Origin of the sequence: Streptomyces sp. NPDC056527, from assembly GCF_042794475.1 — a bacterium.
Lineage (GTDB): Bacteria > Actinomycetota > Actinomycetes > Streptomycetales > Streptomycetaceae > Streptomyces.
Genome location: NZ_JBHTTQ010000003.1, coordinates 20,297 through 38,465, shown reverse-complemented (window position 1 = coordinate 38,465; position 18,169 = coordinate 20,297). Strand labels below are relative to the sequence as shown.

Genomic DNA, 18,169 nt, shown 5'->3' with positions numbered 1-18,169 from the left:
CTCGCAAGCGTTACAGGAACTGCCTGGAATTTGCACAGGCGTACGCGGACGGGGTTGGATGACCGGTCCATCTCGAACCGTGGTGTCGGACGAAGCCTGTAGCGTGACGGCGGTACGGCATTGCACGGTAGATATACGACGGCGAGGACTGATGGCACCCGAATCCGAAGCAGGCGGCGGCGGCCTGTCGGGCGCCGCCGCCGAGTCCTGGGGCGTCGGCGGAGTGGTCGGCGACGGACGGTACCGGCTGACGCACCGTCTCGGACGAGGCGGCATGGCCGAGGTGTTCGCCGCCGAGGACGTCCGCCTGGGCCGCACGGTCGCGGTGAAGCTGCTCCGCTCCGACCTCGCCGAGGACCCGGTCTCCAAGGCCCGCTTCACCCGTGAGGCGCAATCGGTCGCCGGACTCAACCACCACGCGATCGTCGCGGTGTACGACTCCGGCGAGGATGTCGTGAGCGACCACTCCGTGCCGTACATCGTGATGGAGCTGGTCGAGGGCCGCACCATCCGCGACCTGCTGATCAGCGCCGAGGCGCCCGGTCCCGAGCAGGCCCTGATCATCGTCTCCGGCGTGCTCGAGGCGCTCGCGTACTCGCACCAGCACGGCATCGTGCACCGGGACATCAAGCCGGCGAACGTCATCATCACGCACACCGGCGCCGTGAAGGTCATGGACTTCGGCATCGCGCGCGCCCTGCACGGCGCGCAGTCGACGATGACCCAGACCGGCATGGTCATGGGCACGCCGCAGTACCTCTCCCCCGAACAGGCGCTCGGCAAGGCCGTGGACCACCGGTCCGACCTGTACGCGACGGGCTGTCTGCTCTACGAACTCCTCGCGCTGCGGCCCCCCTTCACCGGCGAGACACCGTTGTCGGTGGTCTATCAGCACGTGCAGGACGCGCCGATCCCGCCGTCCGAGGTCGCCCACGGGGCGCCGCCGGAGCTCGACGGGCTCGTGATGCGCTCGCTCGCGAAGGACCCGGACGACCGGTTCCAGAGCGCCGAGGAGATGCGCGGGCTGATCCAGTACGGCCTGCAGATGCTCCAGCAGGCGGGCGGTCACACCGGCACGTGGAACACGGGCCCGGTGGAGGTGCACGAGGGCGGCCACACGCCGGTCGGCGGCGTCGCCGCGACGACCGCGATGGGGCACCCGATGCACCACGAGACGTCGCAGGGCCCGATCCTGCCGCCGATGAACCCGGACGACGGCGGATACGACGGCGGCCACGGCGGCTACGGGCAGGACGGCTACGGGCCCCGGGGCGGCGGCAAGAGGGGCCGGGGCAAGGCACTGCTCTTCGTGGCGCTCGCGCTGATCGCGATCGTCGCGGGCGTGGTGTACGCGATCGACAAGGCCGGTGAGAAGAGCGGCGGTACGAACAAGCCGCCGGCGGTCACCGACTCGCCGTCCACGTCCCAGGAACCGTCGACTCCGTCGCAGGAGACGCCCTCGCAGGAGACCGAGGAGCCCGACACCTCCACGGGCGGCAACCAGCAGCCCTACACGCCCTCGTACAGGCCCACGTACAGGCCGTCGACGCCGGCCACGCCGACGGGCGAGCCGTCGGCCCCGCCGACGGACACGACCGACGGGGGCACGGACACCGAGGGCACGACGGAGGGCACGACCGAGGGGACCACGGAGGGCACCACCGAGGGGACCACCGAGGGAACCACGGACGGCAGCACCAACTCGGGTACGTCGCAGGGCAACACCAACACGGGCACGTCGCAGGGCAACACCAACACGGGCACGTCGCAGGGCACGACACTCGGGACGACCGCGGGCACCTGACCCGTCTGGTGAGACTCACCCCGTGAACGCGTCGCGTACCGCCTCGTACTCACGGGTCCACCACACCGCCAGGGCCGACGCCGCAGGAAACTGCGGGTCGGCCCTTCGGTCGTGGAGCTGGTAGCGCCAGCGCAGTATCCAGAAGTCGTTGAGCCGCTCCCACCACACCCGGTGCACCGCCGACGCCAGTTCAGCCCCGTCCGCGCCGGCCGCCCGCCGGTAGGCCCTCGCGTACGCCCGCACCTTCTCCAGGGCCAGCTCGCCCGCCGGCCGTACGAAGAAGATGGCGGCGGCCCTGACCGCCTCCTCCGCCCGCGGCTGGACGCCCAGGCGGTCCCAGTCGACGATCGCGGCCGGCTCGGCGCCGCGGTAGAGCAGGTTCAGCGGGTGGAAGTCGCCGTGCACCCAGCCGGCCGCCGCGGCGGCCGGGGGACGGCGATGGGCGTGCTCGGCGAGGAGCACCCGGCGTTCGAGCAGCCGGTGCTCGGCGAGCGCGTCGAAGCCGGTGCGGGGGTGGCCGGTGCGGGAGAGCCGGAGCAGCTCGTCGATGAGCCGGAAGGTGTCCTCGGGGCGCGCGCTCTCGTGCTCCGCGCCGGGCGGCGGCGACTCCATCACCTGCTCCAGACAGGTGTGGACGTGCCCGAGGAGCGCCCCCAGGCGCCTCGATCCACCGGTGGAGAGCTGGGCGCCATCGCGGTGGCGGCCGTCGATCCAGGGGTGCAGGGCGTAGCAGCGACCGCCGATGACGGCGACGGTACGGCCGGCGGAGTCGGCGAGCGGCGGGGCGACGGGCAGGCCGAGGGCGTGCAGGCGCTGGGTCGCGCGGTGCTGGCGGCTGATGGTGTCCCGGTCGGCGGTCGGGGCGTCGAGGTGCTGCTTGAGAAAGTAGGCGCCGCGGGTGGTGGCGAGGCGGTAGCCGCGGTTGAGGAGGCCCTGGGTGACGGGTTGGCAGGAGAGCGGCTCACCGGCCTCGTGGTAGCGGCGGAGCAGGGCGCCGACGGGCGGAGCGAGCGTTTCAGATGAGCGCGGCACTCCCCATATGTTAGATCACGCTACGTGGTGGAGATGTCGCTCCATGGTGTAGTCCAGCTCGTGCACGGTCACGAACCGGGGCTCGATGCGCATGTAGATCGGGTCGAAGGGCTCGCCGTCCACGATCTGCGGGGCGGCGCCGAAGGACGCCAGCTGCTCCTCGGTCGGCTCGACGACCTCGGCGGTGCCGGTGAACTGCACGGACCAGAGGTTCTCGGCGCCCGAGTTGAAGTTGTCCGCGCCGTAGGCGACGACGCTGCCGGCGCAGGCCCGGTGGTAGCCGAGGCCCCGGTGCATCCGGATCAGGACGCCGCCGTCGTCCACGATGTGCCGGGCTGGTGCGACGAACGGCATCGCGCGCATGCTCGTCGCCACCCGCCCGTACGACACGCGGTTCAGCAGCTCGATGGCGCGGATCTCCTCGGTGGACATGGCTTCCACTCTCTGCCACCGCCTCGGTGCGGGAACAGGGGCCCCCGCCCCGGTCGGGCCGGGACGTAGGTCCCGAATCCCCACCGCCGGTCCGGGCCGGTCCGTGCGGGTGACCCGGGTCGGCGGGAGGGTGTCAGTGGCGCTCCGCCTGCAGCCTGGCCACGTACGCGGCGGCCTGCGAGCGCCGCTCCATGCCGAGCTTCGACAGCAGGCTGGAGACGTAGTTCTTGATGGTCTTCTCCGCCAGGTGGAGCCGCTCGCCGATGGCCCGGTTCGTCAGGCCCTCGCCGATCAGGTCCAGGATCTTGCGCTCCTGCTCCGTCAGGTTGGCGAGCTTGTCGTCACCCTTCGGATTGTTCCCGTCGCGTAGCCGTTCCAGGACACGGGCGGTCGCGACCGGATCGAGCAGGGATTTGCCGGCCGCCACGTCGCGAACGGCCGACAGCAGTTCATTGCCGCGGATGGCCTTGAGGACATATCCCGAGGCCCCGGCCATGATCGCGTCGAAGAGCGCCTCGTCGTCGGCGTACGAGGTGAGCATCAGGCACTTGATGTTCTCGTTCTGCGAACGGACCTCGCGGCAGACCTCGACGCCGCTGCCGTCCGGGAGCCGGACGTCGAGCACGGCCACATCGGGCCGGGTCGCGGGGATCCTGACCAGCGCATCCGCCGCCGTACCGGCCTCGCCGACCACTTCGATGTCGTCCTCCACGGAGAGCAGCTCGTGGACGCCGCGCCGGACGACTTCGTGGTCGTCCAACAGAAATACCCGGATTTTTCCATCTTCGCGCACGGAGCCAGTCTCACATATTGGCTCTTCCCGCGCCCGGGGTGCCCGGGATAACGTGCCGGTGTTCCGGCGGCCTGCGAGGCTGTTGGCAGTGCGCTGACCAGCTGTGTTCCCGCATTTCTCGATTTACTTGGAAATCCAAGCAAAATCGCAGGTCAAATGGGGTTTCGCAGGAATGCGACGCACTGGGTAACGTGCCTATGACAGGGCGCTCGCCGGGGCACCTGTCACGCCCGACCCCGGCCGAGTCGCACCCACCCCGTGCGCGGGCACGGACAAGGCGAGCCGCACTGGCCTACCCGGCAACCCCGGGGGCCGGACCGACGGAGGAGCACGCACGTGACCGTGGAAAGCACTGCCGCGCGCAAGACGACGCGACGCAGCAGCGGCACCAAGCGCACCGCTAGCGCGAGCGTCAAGAAGAGCCAGGCCACCGAGCCCGAGCTCGTTCAGCTGCTGACGCCCGAAGGGGAGCGCGTCCAGCACCCCGATTACGACATCGACCTGAGCGCCGACGAGCTTCGCGGCCTCTACCGGGACATGGTCCTGAGCCGCCGCTTCGACGCCGAGGCCACCGCCCTTCAGCGCCAGGGCGAGCTGGGCCTGTGGGCCTCGCTGCTCGGCCAGGAGGCTGCCCAGATCGGCTCCGGCCGCGCCCTGCGCGACGACGACTACGTGTTCCCCACTTACCGTGAGCACGCCGTCGCATGGTGCCGCGGGGTCGACCCCACCAACCTGCTCGGCATGTTCCGAGGTGTGAACAACGGCGGCTGGGACCCCAACACCAACAATTTCCACCTGTACACGATCGTCCTCGGCTCGCAGACCCTGCACGCCACCGGCTACGCCATGGGCATCACCAGGGACGGCGCGGACTCCGCCGTGATCGCGTACTTCGGCGACGGCGCGTCCAGCCAGGGCGACGTCAACGAGTCGTTCGTCTTCTCCGCGGTCTACAACGCCCCGGTCGTGTTCTTCTGCCAGAACAACCAGTGGGCCATCTCCGAGCCCATCGAGAAGCAGACCCGCGTCCCGCTCTACCAGCGCGCGCAGGGCTTCGGCTTCCCCGGCGTCCGCGTCGACGGAAACGACGTCCTCGCGTGCCTGGCCGTGACCCGGTCCGCGCTGGAGCGCGCCCGCCGTGGCGAGGGCCCGACGCTCATCGAGGCGTACACCTACCGGATGGCCGCCCACACCACCTCCGACGACCCGACCCGCTACCGCCGGGACGCGGAGCGCGAGGAGTGGGAGGCCAAGGACCCGATCCAGCGCCTCAAGACGTACATGGAGAACGAGGGCCACGCCGACGCGGCCTTCTTCGAGGAGCTGGAGAGCGAGAGCGAGGCGCTCGGCAAGCACGTCCGCGAGGTCGTCCGCGCCATGCCCGTCCCGGAGCACATGGCGATCTTCGACAACGTGTACGCGGACGGGCACGCGCTCGTCGACGAGGAGCGCGCGCAGTTCGCCGCCTACCAGGCGTCCTTCGAGGGCGGAGAGGCCGAGTAATCATGGCTGTTCAGAAGCTTCCCCTTGCGAAGGCGCTCAACGAGTCGCTGCGCAAGGCCCTGGAGACCGACCCCAAGGTCCTCGTCATGGGCCTGGACGTCGGCAAGCTCGGCGGTGTCTTCCGGATCACCGACGGACTGCAGAAGGACTTCGGCGAGGACCGGGTCATCGACACCCCGCTGGCCGAGTCCGGCATCGTCGGCACCGCGATCGGTCTCGCGCTGCGCGGCTACCGGCCTGTCGTGGAGATCCAGTTCGACGGCTTCGTCTTCCCGGCGTACGACCAGATCGTGTCCCAGCTGGCGAAGATGCGGGCCCGTTCGCTCGGCACGGTGAAGATGCCGATCGTCATCCGCATCCCCTACGGCGGTGGCATCGGCGCCGTCGAGCACCACTCCGAGTCCCCCGAGACGCTCTTCGCGCACGTCGCGGGCCTGAAGGTGGTCACCCCGGCGAACTCCTCCGACGCCTACTGGATGCTCCAGCAGGCGATCCAGAGCGACGACCCGGTCATCTTCTTCGAGCCCAAGCGCCGCTACTGGGACAAGGGCGAGGTCAACACCGAGGCCATCCCGGGCGAGCTGCACAAGGCGCGCGTGGCCCTCGAGGGCAGCGACCTCACGCTCGCCGCGTACGGCCCGATGGTGAAGACCTGCCTGGAGGTGGCCGCTGCCGCCGCCGAGGAGGGCAAGTCGGTGGAGGTCCTGGACCTGCGCTCGATCTCCCCGCTCGACTTCGACACCATCCAGACCTCGGTCGAGAAGACCCGCCGCCTGGTCGTGGTCCACGAGGCCCCGGTGTTCTTCGGCTCCGGCGCGGAGATCGCCGCCCGGATCACCGAGCGCTGCTTCTACCACCTGGAGGCCCCCGTCCTGCGGGTCGGCGGCTACCACGCGCCGTATCCGCCGGCGCGCCTGGAGGAGGAGTACCTGCCGGGCCTGGACCGCGTGCTCGACGCCGTCGACCGCTCGCTGGCGTACTGAGGAGAGCATCGTGACGATCCGCGAATTCAAGATGCCCGACGTGGGCGAGGGCCTCACCGAGGCCGAGATCCTCAAGTGGTACGTCCAGCCCGGTGACACCGTCGCCGACGGGCAGGTCGTCTGCGAGGTCGAGACGGCGAAGGCTGCCGTCGAGCTGCCGAGCCCCTTCGACGGAGTGGTCCACGAGCTGCTCTTCCCCGAGGGGACGACGGTCGACGTCGGCCAGGTGATCATCTCGGTCAACGTGGGCGGGGACGCTCCGGCGGAGGCTCCGGCCGCTCCGGCCGCCGCGCCGGCGCCCGCAGCACCCGTCCCCGCGGCGGAGGAGTCCGAGCCGCAGGGCCGCCAGCCGGTCCTCGTCGGTTACGGCGTCGCCGCGACCTCCACCAAGCGCCGTCCGCGCAAGGGGGCCACGGCGGGCTCCGCCGCGGTGCCCGAGCAGGCCGCCGCCGCGATCCAGGGCGAGCTCAACGGGCACGGCGGTGTTGCCACAGCCACCCGGCCGCTGGCCAAGCCGCCGGTGCGCAAGCTCGCCAAGGACCTCGGCGTCGACCTCGCCACGGTCACCCCGACCGGCCCGGACGGGATCATCACCCGCGAGGACGTCCACGCGGCCGCCGCTCCGGCGGTCGAGGCCCCGGCCCCCGTGGTCGAGGCGCCCGCGCCCGTCTCCGCACCCGCCGTCGTCCCGGCCCCCGCCGTGTCGGCGGACGCCCGGGAGACCCGTATCCCCATCAAGGGCGTACGGAAGGCCACGGCGGCGGCGATGGTCGGCTCGGCCTTCACCGCCCCGCACGTGACCGAGTTCGTCACCTTCGACATCACGCGCACGATGAAGCTGGTCGAGGAGCTCAAGTCCGACAAGGACATGGCGGGCCTTCGGGTCAATCCGCTCCTCCTCATCGCCAAGGCCGTCCTGGTCGCCGCCAAGCGGAACCCGGACATCAATACGGCCTGGGACGAGGCGAACCAGGAGATCGTGCTCAAGCACTACGTCAACCTGGGCATCGCCGCGGCCACCCCGCGCGGTCTGATCGTGCCGAACATCAAGGACGCGCACGCCCAGACCCTTCCGGAGCTGTCGAAGTCCCTGAGCGAGCTGGTCGCCACCGCCCGCGAGGGCAAGACCACCCCGGCTGCGATGCAGGGCGGCACGTTCACCATCACCAACGTCGGCGTCTTCGGCGTCGACACCGGTACGCCCATCCTCAACCCGGGCGAGTCCGCGATCCTCGCGGTCGGCGCGATCAAGCTCCAGCCGTGGGTCCACAAGGGCAAGGTGAAGCCGCGTCAGGTCACCACGCTGGCTCTGTCGTTCGACCACCGTCTGGTCGACGGCGAGCTCGGCTCCAAGTTCCTGGCGGATGTCGCCGCGATCCTGGAGCAGCCGAAGCGACTCATCACCTGGTCGTAACGGACCGAGCGCACTGCGTTGTTTCACGTGAAACGCCCGACCGGGCTCCCCGGTCGGGCGTTTCGCTTCTTCGGGTGAGACCTACTGGAACGCGGCGACGTAGCGCTGTGCCCAGTCGGCGAAGGTGCGGGGCGCACGGCCCAGGACCTGCTCGACGTGCGGGCTCACCTGCTGCTCGGCGGGGTTGGGCTCGCCGAGGATGGTCAGAGTCGTCTCGACCACGGGCTCGGGCATGAAGTGCAGCATCTGCGCCCGGGCCTCCTCCCGGGTCTGCTCCACGAACCGGACCGGCTCGCCCAGTGCGTCGGAGATCGCCTCGGCCCGCTCCCGGGGCGTGCTGAGGGCGGGGCCGGTCAGCTCATGGATCCGCCCGCCGTGGCCGTCCTCTCGCAGCGCCGCGGCACCGACCTCGGCGATGTCGTCCGGGTCGATGACCGGCAGGCCGGTGTCGGCGAACGGCGCGGCGATCTCCCGGTGGGCGCGGACCGACTCGACCCAGGCGAAGGCGTTGGAGGCGAAGCCGCCGGGCCGCAGGATCGTCCACTCCAGTCCCGACTCCCGGACGGCGTCCTCGATGGCGCGTCCCGTGTCCCCGTGCGAGGCCGACTCCGGCCGCGTCGCGACGCCCTGGGAGGACAGCAGGACGACCCGGCGGATCGAGCCGGCCTTCGCGGCGTCGAGGATGGCGTGCGCGTTCAGCCGGTACGCGCTGGGTCCGCCGCTCTGCAGGAACAGCGCGTCGGCACCGTCGAAGACGGGCCGCAGACTCTCGGCCTCGATCAGATCCGACCGCATGTGCCGGACGCCCGGCGGCACGTCCGTCTCCGAGATCCCCCGGGACGTCGCGGTCACGTCCTCCCCGGCCGCCGCGAGAACGCGTACGAGCGATCGGCCGACGTTACCCGTCGCCCCCGTCACAACGATCATCGTGAACTCCCCTGTCGTTCCGCTTGGTTGACGTCGGGGACGCTAACAGCCTCGGTATAGTAGGTACCTAGAGGAAAGCGACTATGCCCGAGGGGGCGCGCATGGCTGCCGAGACGATGCCGACCGCTTCGGCGGACACCGACCCGGAGCTCGCCTGCCCGGTCGCTCCCGTGGTGGACATCGTGTTCAGCCGATGGACCACGCCGATCCTGTGGACCCTCAACGCCCGCGGCCGGCAACGGTTCGTGGAGCTGGAGCGTGCGATCGGCAGGATCACGCCGAAGGTGCTGACCCAGCGGCTGCGCCAGCTGGAGCGCGACGGCCTGGTCGTCCGTACGTACCACCCGGAGGTGCCGCCCCGGGTCGAGTACGAGATCAGCGAACTCGGCCGCAGCCTCGCCCCGCTCTTCGCCCACCTGGCCGAATGGGCCGCCGACAACCTGGAGAAGGTCGACGAGGCCCGCCAGGTCTACGACGCGGATCCGGCCCGCTAGAGCCCGCCCGCGCCCCGCCCCGTCCGTATCGCGGACGGGGCTGCCTGTTGTACCTCTGTTGTATCTAAGCTGTGCGCATGGCATCCGCACCCCCAGCAGCCGACCGTGTCTACATGCACGTCAAGCAGGCCGTCCTCGAGCGTCGTTACGAGGGCGGCACCCTCCTCACCGAGGGCGAACTCGCCCAGGCCGTGGGGGTCTCCCGCACCCCGGTGCGGGAGGCGCTGCTCAAGCTGGAGATGGAAGGGCTGCTCAAGCTCTACCCCAAGAAGGGCGCCCTGGTCCTTGCCGTCTCCGCCCAGGAGATCGCCGATGTCGTCGAGACCAGGCTGCTCGTCGAGGAGTTCGCCGTCCGCCGCGCCGTGCCCGCGCCGGCCGCGCTCATCGAGCGGCTCGAAGAGCTCCTGGAGGAGCAGAAGCGGCGCGCCGAGGCAGGGGACCTCGCCGAGGTCGCCGTCACCGACCGCTGCTTCCACGCCGAGATCGTCAAGCACGCCGGCAACCAGATCCTCGCCCGCCTCTACGACCAGCTGCGCGACCGCCAGCTGCGGATGGGCGTGGCCGTGATGCAGTCCCAGCCCGACCGCATCACCAAGAACATCACCGAGCACGCCGAGATCCTGGAGCGGATCCGCGCGGGTGACGTCGAGGGCGCGGCCCACTGCGTCCGACAGCACCTGAGTTGGGTCAAGGTCCTGGTCCGGGGTGAGGAGCGGTGAGCGGACGGGGCTTCGGATCGGCCGTCACCCTGCCCGGTGACCCTCCCGGCGGCAGGCGCGCCGCCCTCGTCTGGGGCGTCGGCGTCGCCGTCTACTTCGTCGCCGTCATCTTCCGTACGTCGCTCGGCGTCGCCGGCCTCGACGCCGCCGACCGCTTCGACGTCAACGCCTCCGCGCTCTCCACCTTCTCCATCCTCCAGCTCCTCGTCTACGCCGGGATGCAGATACCCGTCGGCCTCATGGTCGACCGGCTCGGCACCAAGAAGGTCCTGACGCTCGGAGTGGTGCTCTTCACCGTCGGCCAGCTGGGGTTCGCGCTCTCCCCCTCGTACGGCATGGCACTGGCCTCCCGCGCGCTGCTCGGCTGCGGAGACGCCATGACGTTCATCAGCGTGCTGCGGCTCGGCAGCCGCTGGTTCCCCGCCCGGCGCGGCCCGCTCATCGGTCAGGTGGCCGCGCTGTTCGGCATGGCGGGCAATCTCGTCTCCACCATCGTCATCGCCCGTGCCCTGCACGGCGTGGGCTGGACGACGACCTTCGTCGGCAGTTCGATCGCGGGCGTCGTCGTCCTCGTCCTGCTGCTGCTCTTCCTCAAGGACCACCCCGAAGGCCACGAGCCCCCGCCCGCCGACCACACCGGTGCCGCGTTCGTCCGCCGCCAGATCGTCGAGTCCTGGCGGGAGCCCGGCACCCGGCTCGGCATGTGGGTGCACTTCACCACCCAGTTCCCCGCCATGGTGTTCCTGCTGCTGTGGGGCCTGCCGTTCCTGGTCGAGGACCAGGGGCTGTCGCGGGGGGTCGCCGGCGAGCTGCTGACGCTCGTCGTGCTCTCCAACATGGTGGTGGGGCTCGCGTACGGGCAGATCATCGCCCGGCACCACGCGGCGAGGGCCCCGCTCGCCCTCGGTACGGTCGCGTCGACCGCGCTGCTGTGGGCCGCCACTCTCGCCCACCCGGGCGACGCGGCCCCGATGTGGCTGCTGATCACCCTCTGCGCGGTCCTCGGTGCCTGCGGGCCCGCCTCGATGATCGGTTTCGACTTCTCCCGCCCGGCGAATCCGCCGGAGCGTCAGGGAACGGCCTCGGGAATCGTCAACATGGGCGGCTTCACCGCCTCGATGACGACGCTGCTCGCGGTCGGCGTCCTCCTCGACGCGACCGGTGACAACTACCGGATCGCCTTCTCCTCCGTCTTCGTGCTGGAGGCGCTGGGCGTCGTCCAGATCCTGCGACTGAAGGCCCGGTCGGCCCGCAGGGAGAAGGAACGCCTCGTCGCCAGCCGCGTCGAGGCGGTGCACGTACCGGTGTAGCCGTACGCGCCCCGGTCGTACCCGTCTCAGCCGTCCGTCGGCGGCGCAGGTACCCGGCCCGGTCGTACCCGCCCCGGCCGCGGCACGCGTCACCGCGCCCGAGGTGGGGCTACCGCGGCGTCACCACGAAGTTGTCCAGGATCGCCCGCGCCAGGTCGAGGTCGCCCTCGGTCTTGATCCGGTCGGCCACATCGGCCGGCCGGACACGGCCGCAGGCCATACGGACGTACGTCTCCCAGTCCAGCGCCAGCGTCACGAGCGGCCCCAGGGACGGCGCCCCGTCTATCGTCCCGCGGCCGTCCGCGTCGACCCGTACCGTCCGCAGGAACTCGACCGGCCCGTGCACGTCGAAGACGATCGCCGAACTCGTCGGCGCTCCCGCGTCCTTGGCGACCACCTTCGGCAGCGCCTCCAGGAGGACGTCACGGGTGACAAGGGCGGCGGGGGAGTCCAGGTTGCCCGGCCGGCCGAGCGTGGTGCGCAGGTCCTGCTCGTGCACCCAGACGTCGAACGCGCGCGTCCGGTAGCCCAGTTCCAGCGTCTGCTCGGCGCCGAGCGGCGCGCGGATCAGATGGTCGGGCTGCCGGTTCTCGTTGCGCAGCTGGCGGGCGCGGCGGATGAGGATGTACTCCAGCTCCGAGGTCATCTCGGGGCCGGTGTGGTGCCGCCGCACATCGACCTGCATCTCCATGTAACGGGCGAACTCACTGCGCACGTGGTAGAGGTCGCGGGGCAGCGAGTGGATGGGGCGCGGGTCCCCGAGCATCTCGCACTCCATGCCGATCACATGGGACACGATGTCGCGCACCGACCAGCCCGGGCACGGTGTGGCGCGGTTCCATTCGCCTTCCACGAGCGGCTGAACCAGCTCGGATATCGCTTCGATGGAGTGGGTCCAGGCGTCGGCGTAGGTCTGAAGGCTGGGATGGACGGTCACGGGACCCCTCGGCGGTTCTGCGGTGCGCGGGCTGAAAACAAGACTGCGTGGGAGGCTCGGACGCTAAGTTACGCTGCCCGAAGGCACCCCGGCAGTGCTTTCGTGTGACGATCGTAGGCCCGTGTTGACGGCTCGAATGCCAGGACGGTGGTAGTGTGCGCGCCTCGCTGATCCAGATCGCAGTAGACCCGGACGAATCGGTCGAATCTCGCCGGGCGCGGGTGGCCGGTCTCGTACGGGAGGAGCGCGGCGCCGCGGACCTCGTCGTCCTGCCGGAGCTGTGGCCGATGGGGGCGTTCGCGTACGAGTCCTTCGCGGCGGAGTCCGAGCCGCTGAACGGTCCGACGTACGAGGCGATGGCGGCGGCGGCCCGGGACGCGTCGGTCTGGCTGCATGCCGGATCGATCGTCGAGGCGGCCGGCGGAGCGCTCTTCAACACCTCGCTGGTCTTCACTCCGAAGGGTGAGCTCGCCGCGAGCTACCGCAAGATCCACCGCTTCGGCTTCGACAAGGGCGAGGCCGTGATGATGGCGGCGGGCGACGAGCTGGTGACGGTCGCGCTGCCGGAGCTGACGGTGGGCGTGGGCACGTGCTACGACCTCCGCTTCCCGGAGCTGTTCCGCGGCCTCGTGGACGCGGGCGCCCAGGCCTTCGTCGTCCCGGCGGGCTGGCCGGCCCGCCGCCGCGCCCACTGGACCCTGCTCGCCCAGGCGCGGGCGGTGGAGAACCAGGCGTACATGCTGGCCTGCGGCACGGCGGGCACGCACGCGGGCGTGGAACAGGCGGGGCACTCGATCGTGGTGGACCCGTGGGGCGAGGTCCTCGCGGAAGCGGGCCCGGACGAGGAGACCCTGCGCGTGGAGCTCGACCCGACGAAGGTGACGACGACGAGGGAACAGTTCCCGGCCCTGAAGGACCGCGTACTGGGCGTGGCAAGGCCGGCTCGCGACGCCTGACGGCGGGTCACGGGCCTGACCGGCCGAAGGGCCGACCGCGGGCCGGCCGACGGGATGAGATGTCCGGCTCCGGCCAAGGCGCCTGACGGGCCCGGCCTGACCGCAGGCCATGCGCCTTACGGGCAAGCCGCCTGAAAACCGGTCAGCGCGTCTGACTGGCTGCCGTCCGGCAGGCGAGAGAGCGGCATCGGCGGCGGACCAATGCGGCGGGATTGGTTCTGGGCCTGCGGGCTCCGCCCCGCTTCACTGGCGCCATGAGCGACGACACCGGAGCCCTCCGTCCCGACACCCTCGCCGTCCACCCGCCGCAGCCGGATGTCACCGGCAGCAACCCGATGAGCGTCCCCCTGTACCAGGGGCACATCTTCTCCTTCGACACCGCCGACGCGATGGCGGACGCCTTCCACGCGCCCGGCACCTTCCTCTACAACCGCTTCGGGAACCCCACCGTCCGCGCTCTCGAGGACGCAGTGGCCCGCCTGGAGGGCGGGGCGGCGGGGCTCTCGTACGCCTCCGGCATGGGCGCGATCAACGGCGTCCTGCTCGCCCTGCTCTCCGCCGGCGGCCATGTCGTCGCCCAGCGCTGCCTCTACGGCGGAACGTACGCGGTCCTCACCGACCTCGCCGAACGCTGGGGCGTCGAGGTCACCTACGTCTCCGGGACGGACCCGGAGGAGGTACGCCGTGCCCTGCGGCCCGAGACCCGCCTGCTGTACCTGGAGACCATCGCCAACCCGACCACCCGCGTCGGCGACCTGCCCGCCCTGATCGCCGTCGCCGCCGAGGCCGGCGTGCCGAGCGCCGTGGACAACACCTTTGCCTCGCCGCTGCTGTTCCGGCCGATCGAGCACGGCGCGGACATCGTCATCCACTCCGCGACCAAGTACCTCGCCGGGCACGCGGACGTCCTCGGCGGCATCGCGGTCTTCAAGGACCCCGAGCTGTACGGCAGGGTCCGTCACTACGCGGTCGAGCTGGGTGCGTCGACCGACCCCTTCGCCGCCTGGCTGACCCTGCGCGGCCTGCAGACGCTGCCGCTGCGGATCGAGCGGCAGTGCGCGAGCGCCCTCGACCTGGCCGGCCGGCTCGCGGCGCACCCCGCGGTCTCGACGGCGCTCCATCCGGCGCTCGCCGGACACCCCGACGAGGCCGTCGCCCGGCGGCTGCTGCCGAAGGGCGGCGGCGGGGTGATCTCCTTCGACCTCGCGGGCGGCCGGGAGGCGGGCCGCGCCTTCGTCGGGGCGGTGCGGCTGGCCTCGCTGAGCCCCTCGCTCGGCGATGTGAAGACCCTGGTCATGCACCCGGCCTCCACCTCGCACCGGCAGCTGGACGCGGCGGCCCTGGAAGCGGTGGGGATCGGCCCCGGGACGGTACGGGTGTCGGTCGGCATCGAGCACGTCGAAGACCTGTGGGCGGACCTGGAGCAGGCCCTGGAGGTGGCGGCGAAGGCGGTCTAGTACGGCCGAGGTCTCGTGCCGTCCGGGTCAGCCCTCCAGCCCCGCTCCACCATCCCGCCCCCCTCCACCATCCCGTTCCGGCTCAGCCCTCCCGTTCCCGCTCCGCCATCCGGATCACGCACACGGCGACCGCGATCAGCAGCGCCGCGTCGGTGTCCTCACGGACGACGTTCACGGCGTACGTGTCCCGGACGCGGAACCACTGCCGGGAGATGTGGGCGAGGAGTTCACCGTCGTACTCGACGGTGAACTCCCGGTCCAGGATCCGGCCGCTGACGTCGAGCTCGGTGCCCTCGACCAGCGTGACCCGGAAGTGGTTGCGGAGCAGCGAGAGCCGCTTCCTGCGGATCGTGGCGAGCGGGCGGTCGTCCCGCTCGATCGTCATCGCGTCCCGCAGGCTGAACATCTTCTGCCGCAGGGTGACCAGGACCTGCCCGAGCGGATCCTTCAGCTCCAGGGTGTCGCGCAACCGCAGCGCCTTGCCGTCGACGAGGAAGGCGTGCCGCCCGCTCTCGTCCTCGATCCAGTAGTCGTCGCCGATGGCGAAGATTTTGTCCCGTACGAGGTATTTCATGACGTCAGGGCTTCCCCGCCGGGTCCCGGTTCACGCAACCACGGGGCAGACCCGACCAGGACCGGACCGCGCCGCTCCCCTGCGCCCACAGGCCCTTGTCCGTAGGCGCCCCGACCGTCGCTCACCGGCACCGGCCCCGTCGTACGCATGCGTGTGACCCGGTCTTCACACCCGGATGGCAAGCTTGAAGCATGAACGATGCCGCCCCGGCGCCCACCCCCGCGCCCGCGACCCGCCGTGCCCGTGTCCGTGCCCCCGAGCTGATCGGCAAGGGCGGATGGATCAACACCGGCGGGAAGGAACTGAACCTCGCCGACCTCCGGGGTCGCGTGGTGATCCTGGATTTCTGGACATTTTGCTGCATCAACTGCCTGCACGTTCTCGACGAGCTCCGTGAGCTGGAGGAGAAGCACCGCGACACCCTCGTGATCGTCGGTGTCCACTCCCCCAAGTTCGTCCACGAGGCCGAGCACCAGGCCGTCGTCGACGCCGTCGAGCGGTACGAGGTCCACCACCCCGTCCTCGACGACCCCGAGCTCGCGACCTGGAAGCAGTACGCCGTACGCGCCTGGCCGACGCTCGTCGTCATCGATCCCGAGGGGTACGTCGTCGCCCAGCACGCGGGTGAGGGGCACGCCAACGCCATCCGGACGCTCGTCGAGGAGCTGGAGGCCGAGCACGCGGCCAAGGGGACGCTGCGGCGCGGGGACGGGCTGTACGTGCCGCCGGAGCCCGTCGCGACCGATCTGCGCTTCCCCGGCAAGGCCGTCCTGCTGCCCTCCGGGAACTTCCTGGTCTCCGACACCACCCGCCACCAGCTCGTCGAGCTGGCGCCGGACGGGGAGACCGTCGTGCGGCGGATCGGGGACGGCGACTTCCGCGAGCCGCAGGGGCTCACCGTGCTCCCCGACGGCACGGTCGTCGTCGCCGACACCGTGAACCACGCGCTGCGCGCCTACGACCCCGAGAGCGGCGCGATCGAGCTGCTCGCCGGCACCGGGAAGCAGTGGTGGCAGGGGTCGCCCACCTCGGGCCCCGCCCTGGAGGTCGACCTCTCCTCGCCGTGGGACGTCGCCTGGTGGCAGGGCAAGGTGTGGATCGCCATGGCCGGTGTCCACCAGCTGTGGACCTACGACCCCGCCACGAGGACGGTCGAGGTCGCCGCCGGTACGACCAACGAAGGGCTCGTCGACGGGCCGGCCGCCGAGGCCTGGTTCGCGCAGCCGTCCGGGCTCGCCGCCACCGAGGACCGGCTCTGGATCGCCGACTCGGAGACCAGCGCCCTGCGCTGGGTCGACACCGACGGCGCCGTCCACACCGCCGTCGGCACCGGCCTCTTCGACTTCGGCCACCGCGACGGCGACGCCGCCCAGGCACTCCTCCAGCACCCGCTGGGCGTGACCGCCCTCCCCGACGGATCGGTCGCCGTCAGCGACACGTACAACCACGCCCTGCGCCGCTTCGACCCGGCGACGGGCGAGGTGACGACCCTCGCCGCCGACCTGCGCGAGCCGAGCGACGCCGTGCTCGTCGGGGACGAGATCGTCGTCGTCGAGTCGGCGCGGCACCGGCTGACGCGTCTGCGGCTGCCCGAGGAGGCCGTCCAGGTCGAGGCGGTCGCCCACCGCACGCAGCGCGAGGCCACCGAGGTGGCGCCCGGCCGGCTCCGGCTCGACGTCGTCTTCCAGGCACCGACCGGGCAGAAGCTGGACGAGCGCTACGGCCCCTCCACCCGGCTCCTCGTCTCCTCGACCCCGCCCGAGCTGCTGCTCGGCGGCGAGGGCACGGGCACGGACCTCTTCCGGGAGCTGGACCTCAACCCGGAGATCACGGAGGGCGTGCTGCACGTGTCGGCGATGGCGGCGTCCTGCGACGACGACCCGGCCAACGAGTACCCGGCCTGTCACGTCCACCAGCAGGACTGGGGCGTTCCGGTGAAGGTGACGGCGGAGGGCGCGCAGCGGCTCCCGCTCATCCTGGCCGGGATGGACGCCTGAGCGACGCCTGACGAGTGACGCCCGTCGGACACGACCCGGTCGTGTCCGGCAGGCGTCGGTCGGCCACGGTGCCGACGGACCCCAGGTGCCCGCGGGCCCGTGGTCCTAACGCACGAACCCCTGGTTCCTGGAAGCGCGCCCCGCCGCCCCGTCCAGGCAGCCCTCCACCCACGCCCCGGGGTCGTGGACGGCCCGGTCGCCGCCCATGCCCCGTCGCTCCATCGCCGCGCACTCGCCGGTGAGGAGGGCCCGGGTCCGCTCCCCGTCGACGTCGGCCTGGCGGATTCGGACGGCCTGGAGATAACCGCCTTCGTAGGCGATGTCCGTGCCCCAGGGCGGGCGTTCGTCGTACCTGGCGATTCCGTAGCCCGCCACGGCCGTGCCGATCAGCACGGCCGTGGCGACGCAGGCGATGAACTTCCCCCGGGGAGGGCCCTCGTGACGATCCATGAGGTCGACGGTGTCAGGAGGGGCCTTTCCCGGATGTTTCGTCGGACGACGAGGACGGCGGGGTGTCCGGCGGCCCGAACGTCCGGGGCACGGCGACCGGGCACCGGCCGCCCCGGAGTGCGGGGGCCGGGCCCGACGCCCGGCGTGCGGTCAGTAGCCGCCGTTGCGACGGTCCTCGTCCACGACCGTGGGGGCCGTCGGTGGGACGACGACCCGTCGGCGCCGCGCGATGCTGGTGAACGTGGCCAGACCGATGAGACCGACCGCCATCATGATCAGTCCCATCAGGTCGAGGTTGACGCCGTCGAGCTCCCAGTCCGTGGCGAACGTGAGGATCGCGCCCACGGCTATGAGGATGATGCAGCCTCCCAGGCCCATGAATCCCGC

At 71.3% G+C, this 18,169-nt stretch carries 18 protein-coding genes; 10 read left to right on the top strand and 8 right to left on the bottom strand.

The genetic code is table 11. The features are described from left to right. The first annotated feature begins 151 nt into the window (after nucleotides 1-151). Nucleotides 152-1,804 (top strand): protein kinase, encoded by a 1,653-nt coding sequence (locus ACFQ7Q_RS02595; RefSeq protein WP_383548805.1) that lies wholly within the window; start codon nucleotides 152-154, stop codon nucleotides 1,802-1,804. A 15-nt stretch (nucleotides 1,805-1,819) separates the two neighbouring features. Here the strand turns inward: ACFQ7Q_RS02595 and ACFQ7Q_RS02590 are convergent, their stop codons facing one another. From ACFQ7Q_RS02590 to ACFQ7Q_RS02580, 3 genes are all read right to left on the bottom strand, one after another. Beyond that, on the bottom strand, nucleotides 1,820-2,836 hold the full coding sequence (locus ACFQ7Q_RS02590) for a phosphotransferase (RefSeq protein ID WP_383548803.1): 1,017 nt from the start codon (nucleotides 2,834-2,836) through the stop codon (nucleotides 1,820-1,822). 15 nt (nucleotides 2,837-2,851) lie between these two features. Next, the gene (locus ACFQ7Q_RS02585) at nucleotides 2,852-3,268 is read right to left on the bottom strand and encodes a pyridoxamine 5'-phosphate oxidase family protein (protein ID WP_383548800.1); all 417 of its coding nucleotides are present in this window, start codon (nucleotides 3,266-3,268) and stop codon (nucleotides 2,852-2,854) included. 133 nt (nucleotides 3,269-3,401) lie between these two features. Continuing rightward, the gene (locus tag ACFQ7Q_RS02580) at nucleotides 3,402-4,061 is read right to left on the bottom strand and encodes a response regulator (protein WP_383548797.1); all 660 of its coding nucleotides are present in this window, start codon (nucleotides 4,059-4,061) and stop codon (nucleotides 3,402-3,404) included. A gap of 336 nt (nucleotides 4,062-4,397) precedes the next feature. On the opposite strand from ACFQ7Q_RS02580, the gene pdhA reads away from it, so the two are divergent. Genes pdhA through ACFQ7Q_RS02565 form a run of 3 tightly spaced genes read left to right on the top strand, consistent with a single transcriptional unit; the run spans nucleotide 4,398 to nucleotide 7,961 of the window. After that, the gene (pdhA, locus tag ACFQ7Q_RS02575; protein ID WP_376434346.1) at nucleotides 4,398-5,564 is read left to right on the top strand and encodes a pyruvate dehydrogenase (acetyl-transferring) E1 component subunit alpha; all 1,167 of its coding nucleotides are present in this window, start codon (nucleotides 4,398-4,400) and stop codon (nucleotides 5,562-5,564) included. A 2-nt stretch (nucleotides 5,565-5,566) separates the two neighbouring features. After that, the gene (locus ACFQ7Q_RS02570) at nucleotides 5,567-6,547 is read left to right on the top strand and encodes an alpha-ketoacid dehydrogenase subunit beta (protein ID WP_383548794.1); all 981 of its coding nucleotides are present in this window, start codon (nucleotides 5,567-5,569) and stop codon (nucleotides 6,545-6,547) included. Between the two features lie 31 nt (nucleotides 6,548-6,578). Next, the gene (locus ACFQ7Q_RS02565) at nucleotides 6,579-7,961 is read left to right on the top strand and encodes a dihydrolipoamide acetyltransferase family protein (protein ID WP_383549107.1); all 1,383 of its coding nucleotides are present in this window, start codon (nucleotides 6,579-6,581) and stop codon (nucleotides 7,959-7,961) included. An 81-nt stretch (nucleotides 7,962-8,042) separates the two neighbouring features. On the opposite strand, the gene ACFQ7Q_RS02560 is transcribed toward ACFQ7Q_RS02565, so the two are convergent. After that, nucleotides 8,043-8,888: an NAD(P)H-binding protein gene (locus ACFQ7Q_RS02560; protein ID WP_383548791.1), complete on the bottom strand. Its 846-nt coding sequence runs from the start codon at nucleotides 8,886-8,888 to the stop codon at nucleotides 8,043-8,045. 101 nt (nucleotides 8,889-8,989) lie between these two features. Between ACFQ7Q_RS02560 and ACFQ7Q_RS02555 the strand changes: the two genes are divergently transcribed. The 3 genes from ACFQ7Q_RS02555 to ACFQ7Q_RS02545 all read left to right on the top strand — a co-directional run bounded on the left by ACFQ7Q_RS02555 (nucleotide 8,990) and on the right by ACFQ7Q_RS02545 (nucleotide 11,411). Continuing rightward, entirely contained in the window at nucleotides 8,990-9,382 is a 393-nt protein-coding gene (locus ACFQ7Q_RS02555) for a winged helix-turn-helix transcriptional regulator (protein ID WP_383548788.1), read from the top strand. 77 nt (nucleotides 9,383-9,459) lie between these two features. After that, entirely contained in the window at nucleotides 9,460-10,101 is a 642-nt protein-coding gene (locus ACFQ7Q_RS02550) for a GntR family transcriptional regulator (RefSeq protein ID WP_383548785.1), read from the top strand. After that, nucleotides 10,098-11,411 carry a nitrate/nitrite transporter gene (locus ACFQ7Q_RS02545; RefSeq protein WP_383548782.1) on the top strand — a complete coding sequence of 438 codons (1,314 nt, stop codon included), beginning with the start codon at nucleotides 10,098-10,100 and terminating at the stop codon, nucleotides 11,409-11,411. Before ACFQ7Q_RS02550 ends, ACFQ7Q_RS02545 begins: the two co-directional genes overlap by 4 nt. A gap of 109 nt (nucleotides 11,412-11,520) precedes the next feature. On the opposite strand, the gene ACFQ7Q_RS02540 is transcribed toward ACFQ7Q_RS02545, so the two are convergent. Further along, nucleotides 11,521-12,348 (bottom strand): maleylpyruvate isomerase family mycothiol-dependent enzyme, encoded by an 828-nt coding sequence (locus tag ACFQ7Q_RS02540; protein WP_383548779.1) that lies wholly within the window; start codon nucleotides 12,346-12,348, stop codon nucleotides 11,521-11,523. 155 nt (nucleotides 12,349-12,503) lie between these two features. Here ACFQ7Q_RS02540 and ACFQ7Q_RS02535 point away from each other — a divergent pair, with 155 nt between their 5' ends. Together ACFQ7Q_RS02535 and ACFQ7Q_RS02530 are read left to right on the top strand one after the other, a co-directional pair. Next, entirely contained in the window at nucleotides 12,504-13,304 is an 801-nt protein-coding gene (locus tag ACFQ7Q_RS02535) for a carbon-nitrogen family hydrolase (protein WP_383548776.1), read from the top strand. 254 nt (nucleotides 13,305-13,558) lie between these two features. Continuing rightward, nucleotides 13,559-14,761: a trans-sulfuration enzyme family protein gene (locus ACFQ7Q_RS02530; RefSeq protein ID WP_383548774.1), complete on the top strand. Its 1,203-nt coding sequence runs from the start codon at nucleotides 13,559-13,561 to the stop codon at nucleotides 14,759-14,761. Between the two features lie 82 nt (nucleotides 14,762-14,843). Here the strand turns inward: ACFQ7Q_RS02530 and ACFQ7Q_RS02525 are convergent, their stop codons facing one another. Then, nucleotides 14,844-15,335, bottom strand: coding sequence for an LURP-one-related/scramblase family protein (locus tag ACFQ7Q_RS02525; RefSeq protein ID WP_383548772.1), 492 nt, complete (start codon nucleotides 15,333-15,335; stop codon nucleotides 14,844-14,846). A 191-nt stretch (nucleotides 15,336-15,526) separates the two neighbouring features. Between ACFQ7Q_RS02525 and ACFQ7Q_RS02520 the strand changes: the two genes are divergently transcribed. Next, complete coding sequence (locus ACFQ7Q_RS02520) at nucleotides 15,527-17,332, top strand: NHL domain-containing thioredoxin family protein (RefSeq protein ID WP_383548770.1); 1,806 nt, start codon at nucleotides 15,527-15,529, stop codon at nucleotides 17,330-17,332. Nucleotides 17,333-17,437: 105 nt separating this feature from the next. On the opposite strand, the gene ACFQ7Q_RS02515 is transcribed toward ACFQ7Q_RS02520, so the two are convergent. Further along, nucleotides 17,438-17,782: a hypothetical protein gene (locus ACFQ7Q_RS02515; protein ID WP_383548767.1), complete on the bottom strand. Its 345-nt coding sequence runs from the start codon at nucleotides 17,780-17,782 to the stop codon at nucleotides 17,438-17,440. A gap of 150 nt (nucleotides 17,783-17,932) precedes the next feature. Next, the gene (locus ACFQ7Q_RS02510; protein WP_383548764.1) at nucleotides 17,933-18,160 is read right to left on the bottom strand and encodes a DUF6458 family protein; all 228 of its coding nucleotides are present in this window, start codon (nucleotides 18,158-18,160) and stop codon (nucleotides 17,933-17,935) included. Nucleotides 18,161-18,169: the final 9 nt, after the last annotated feature.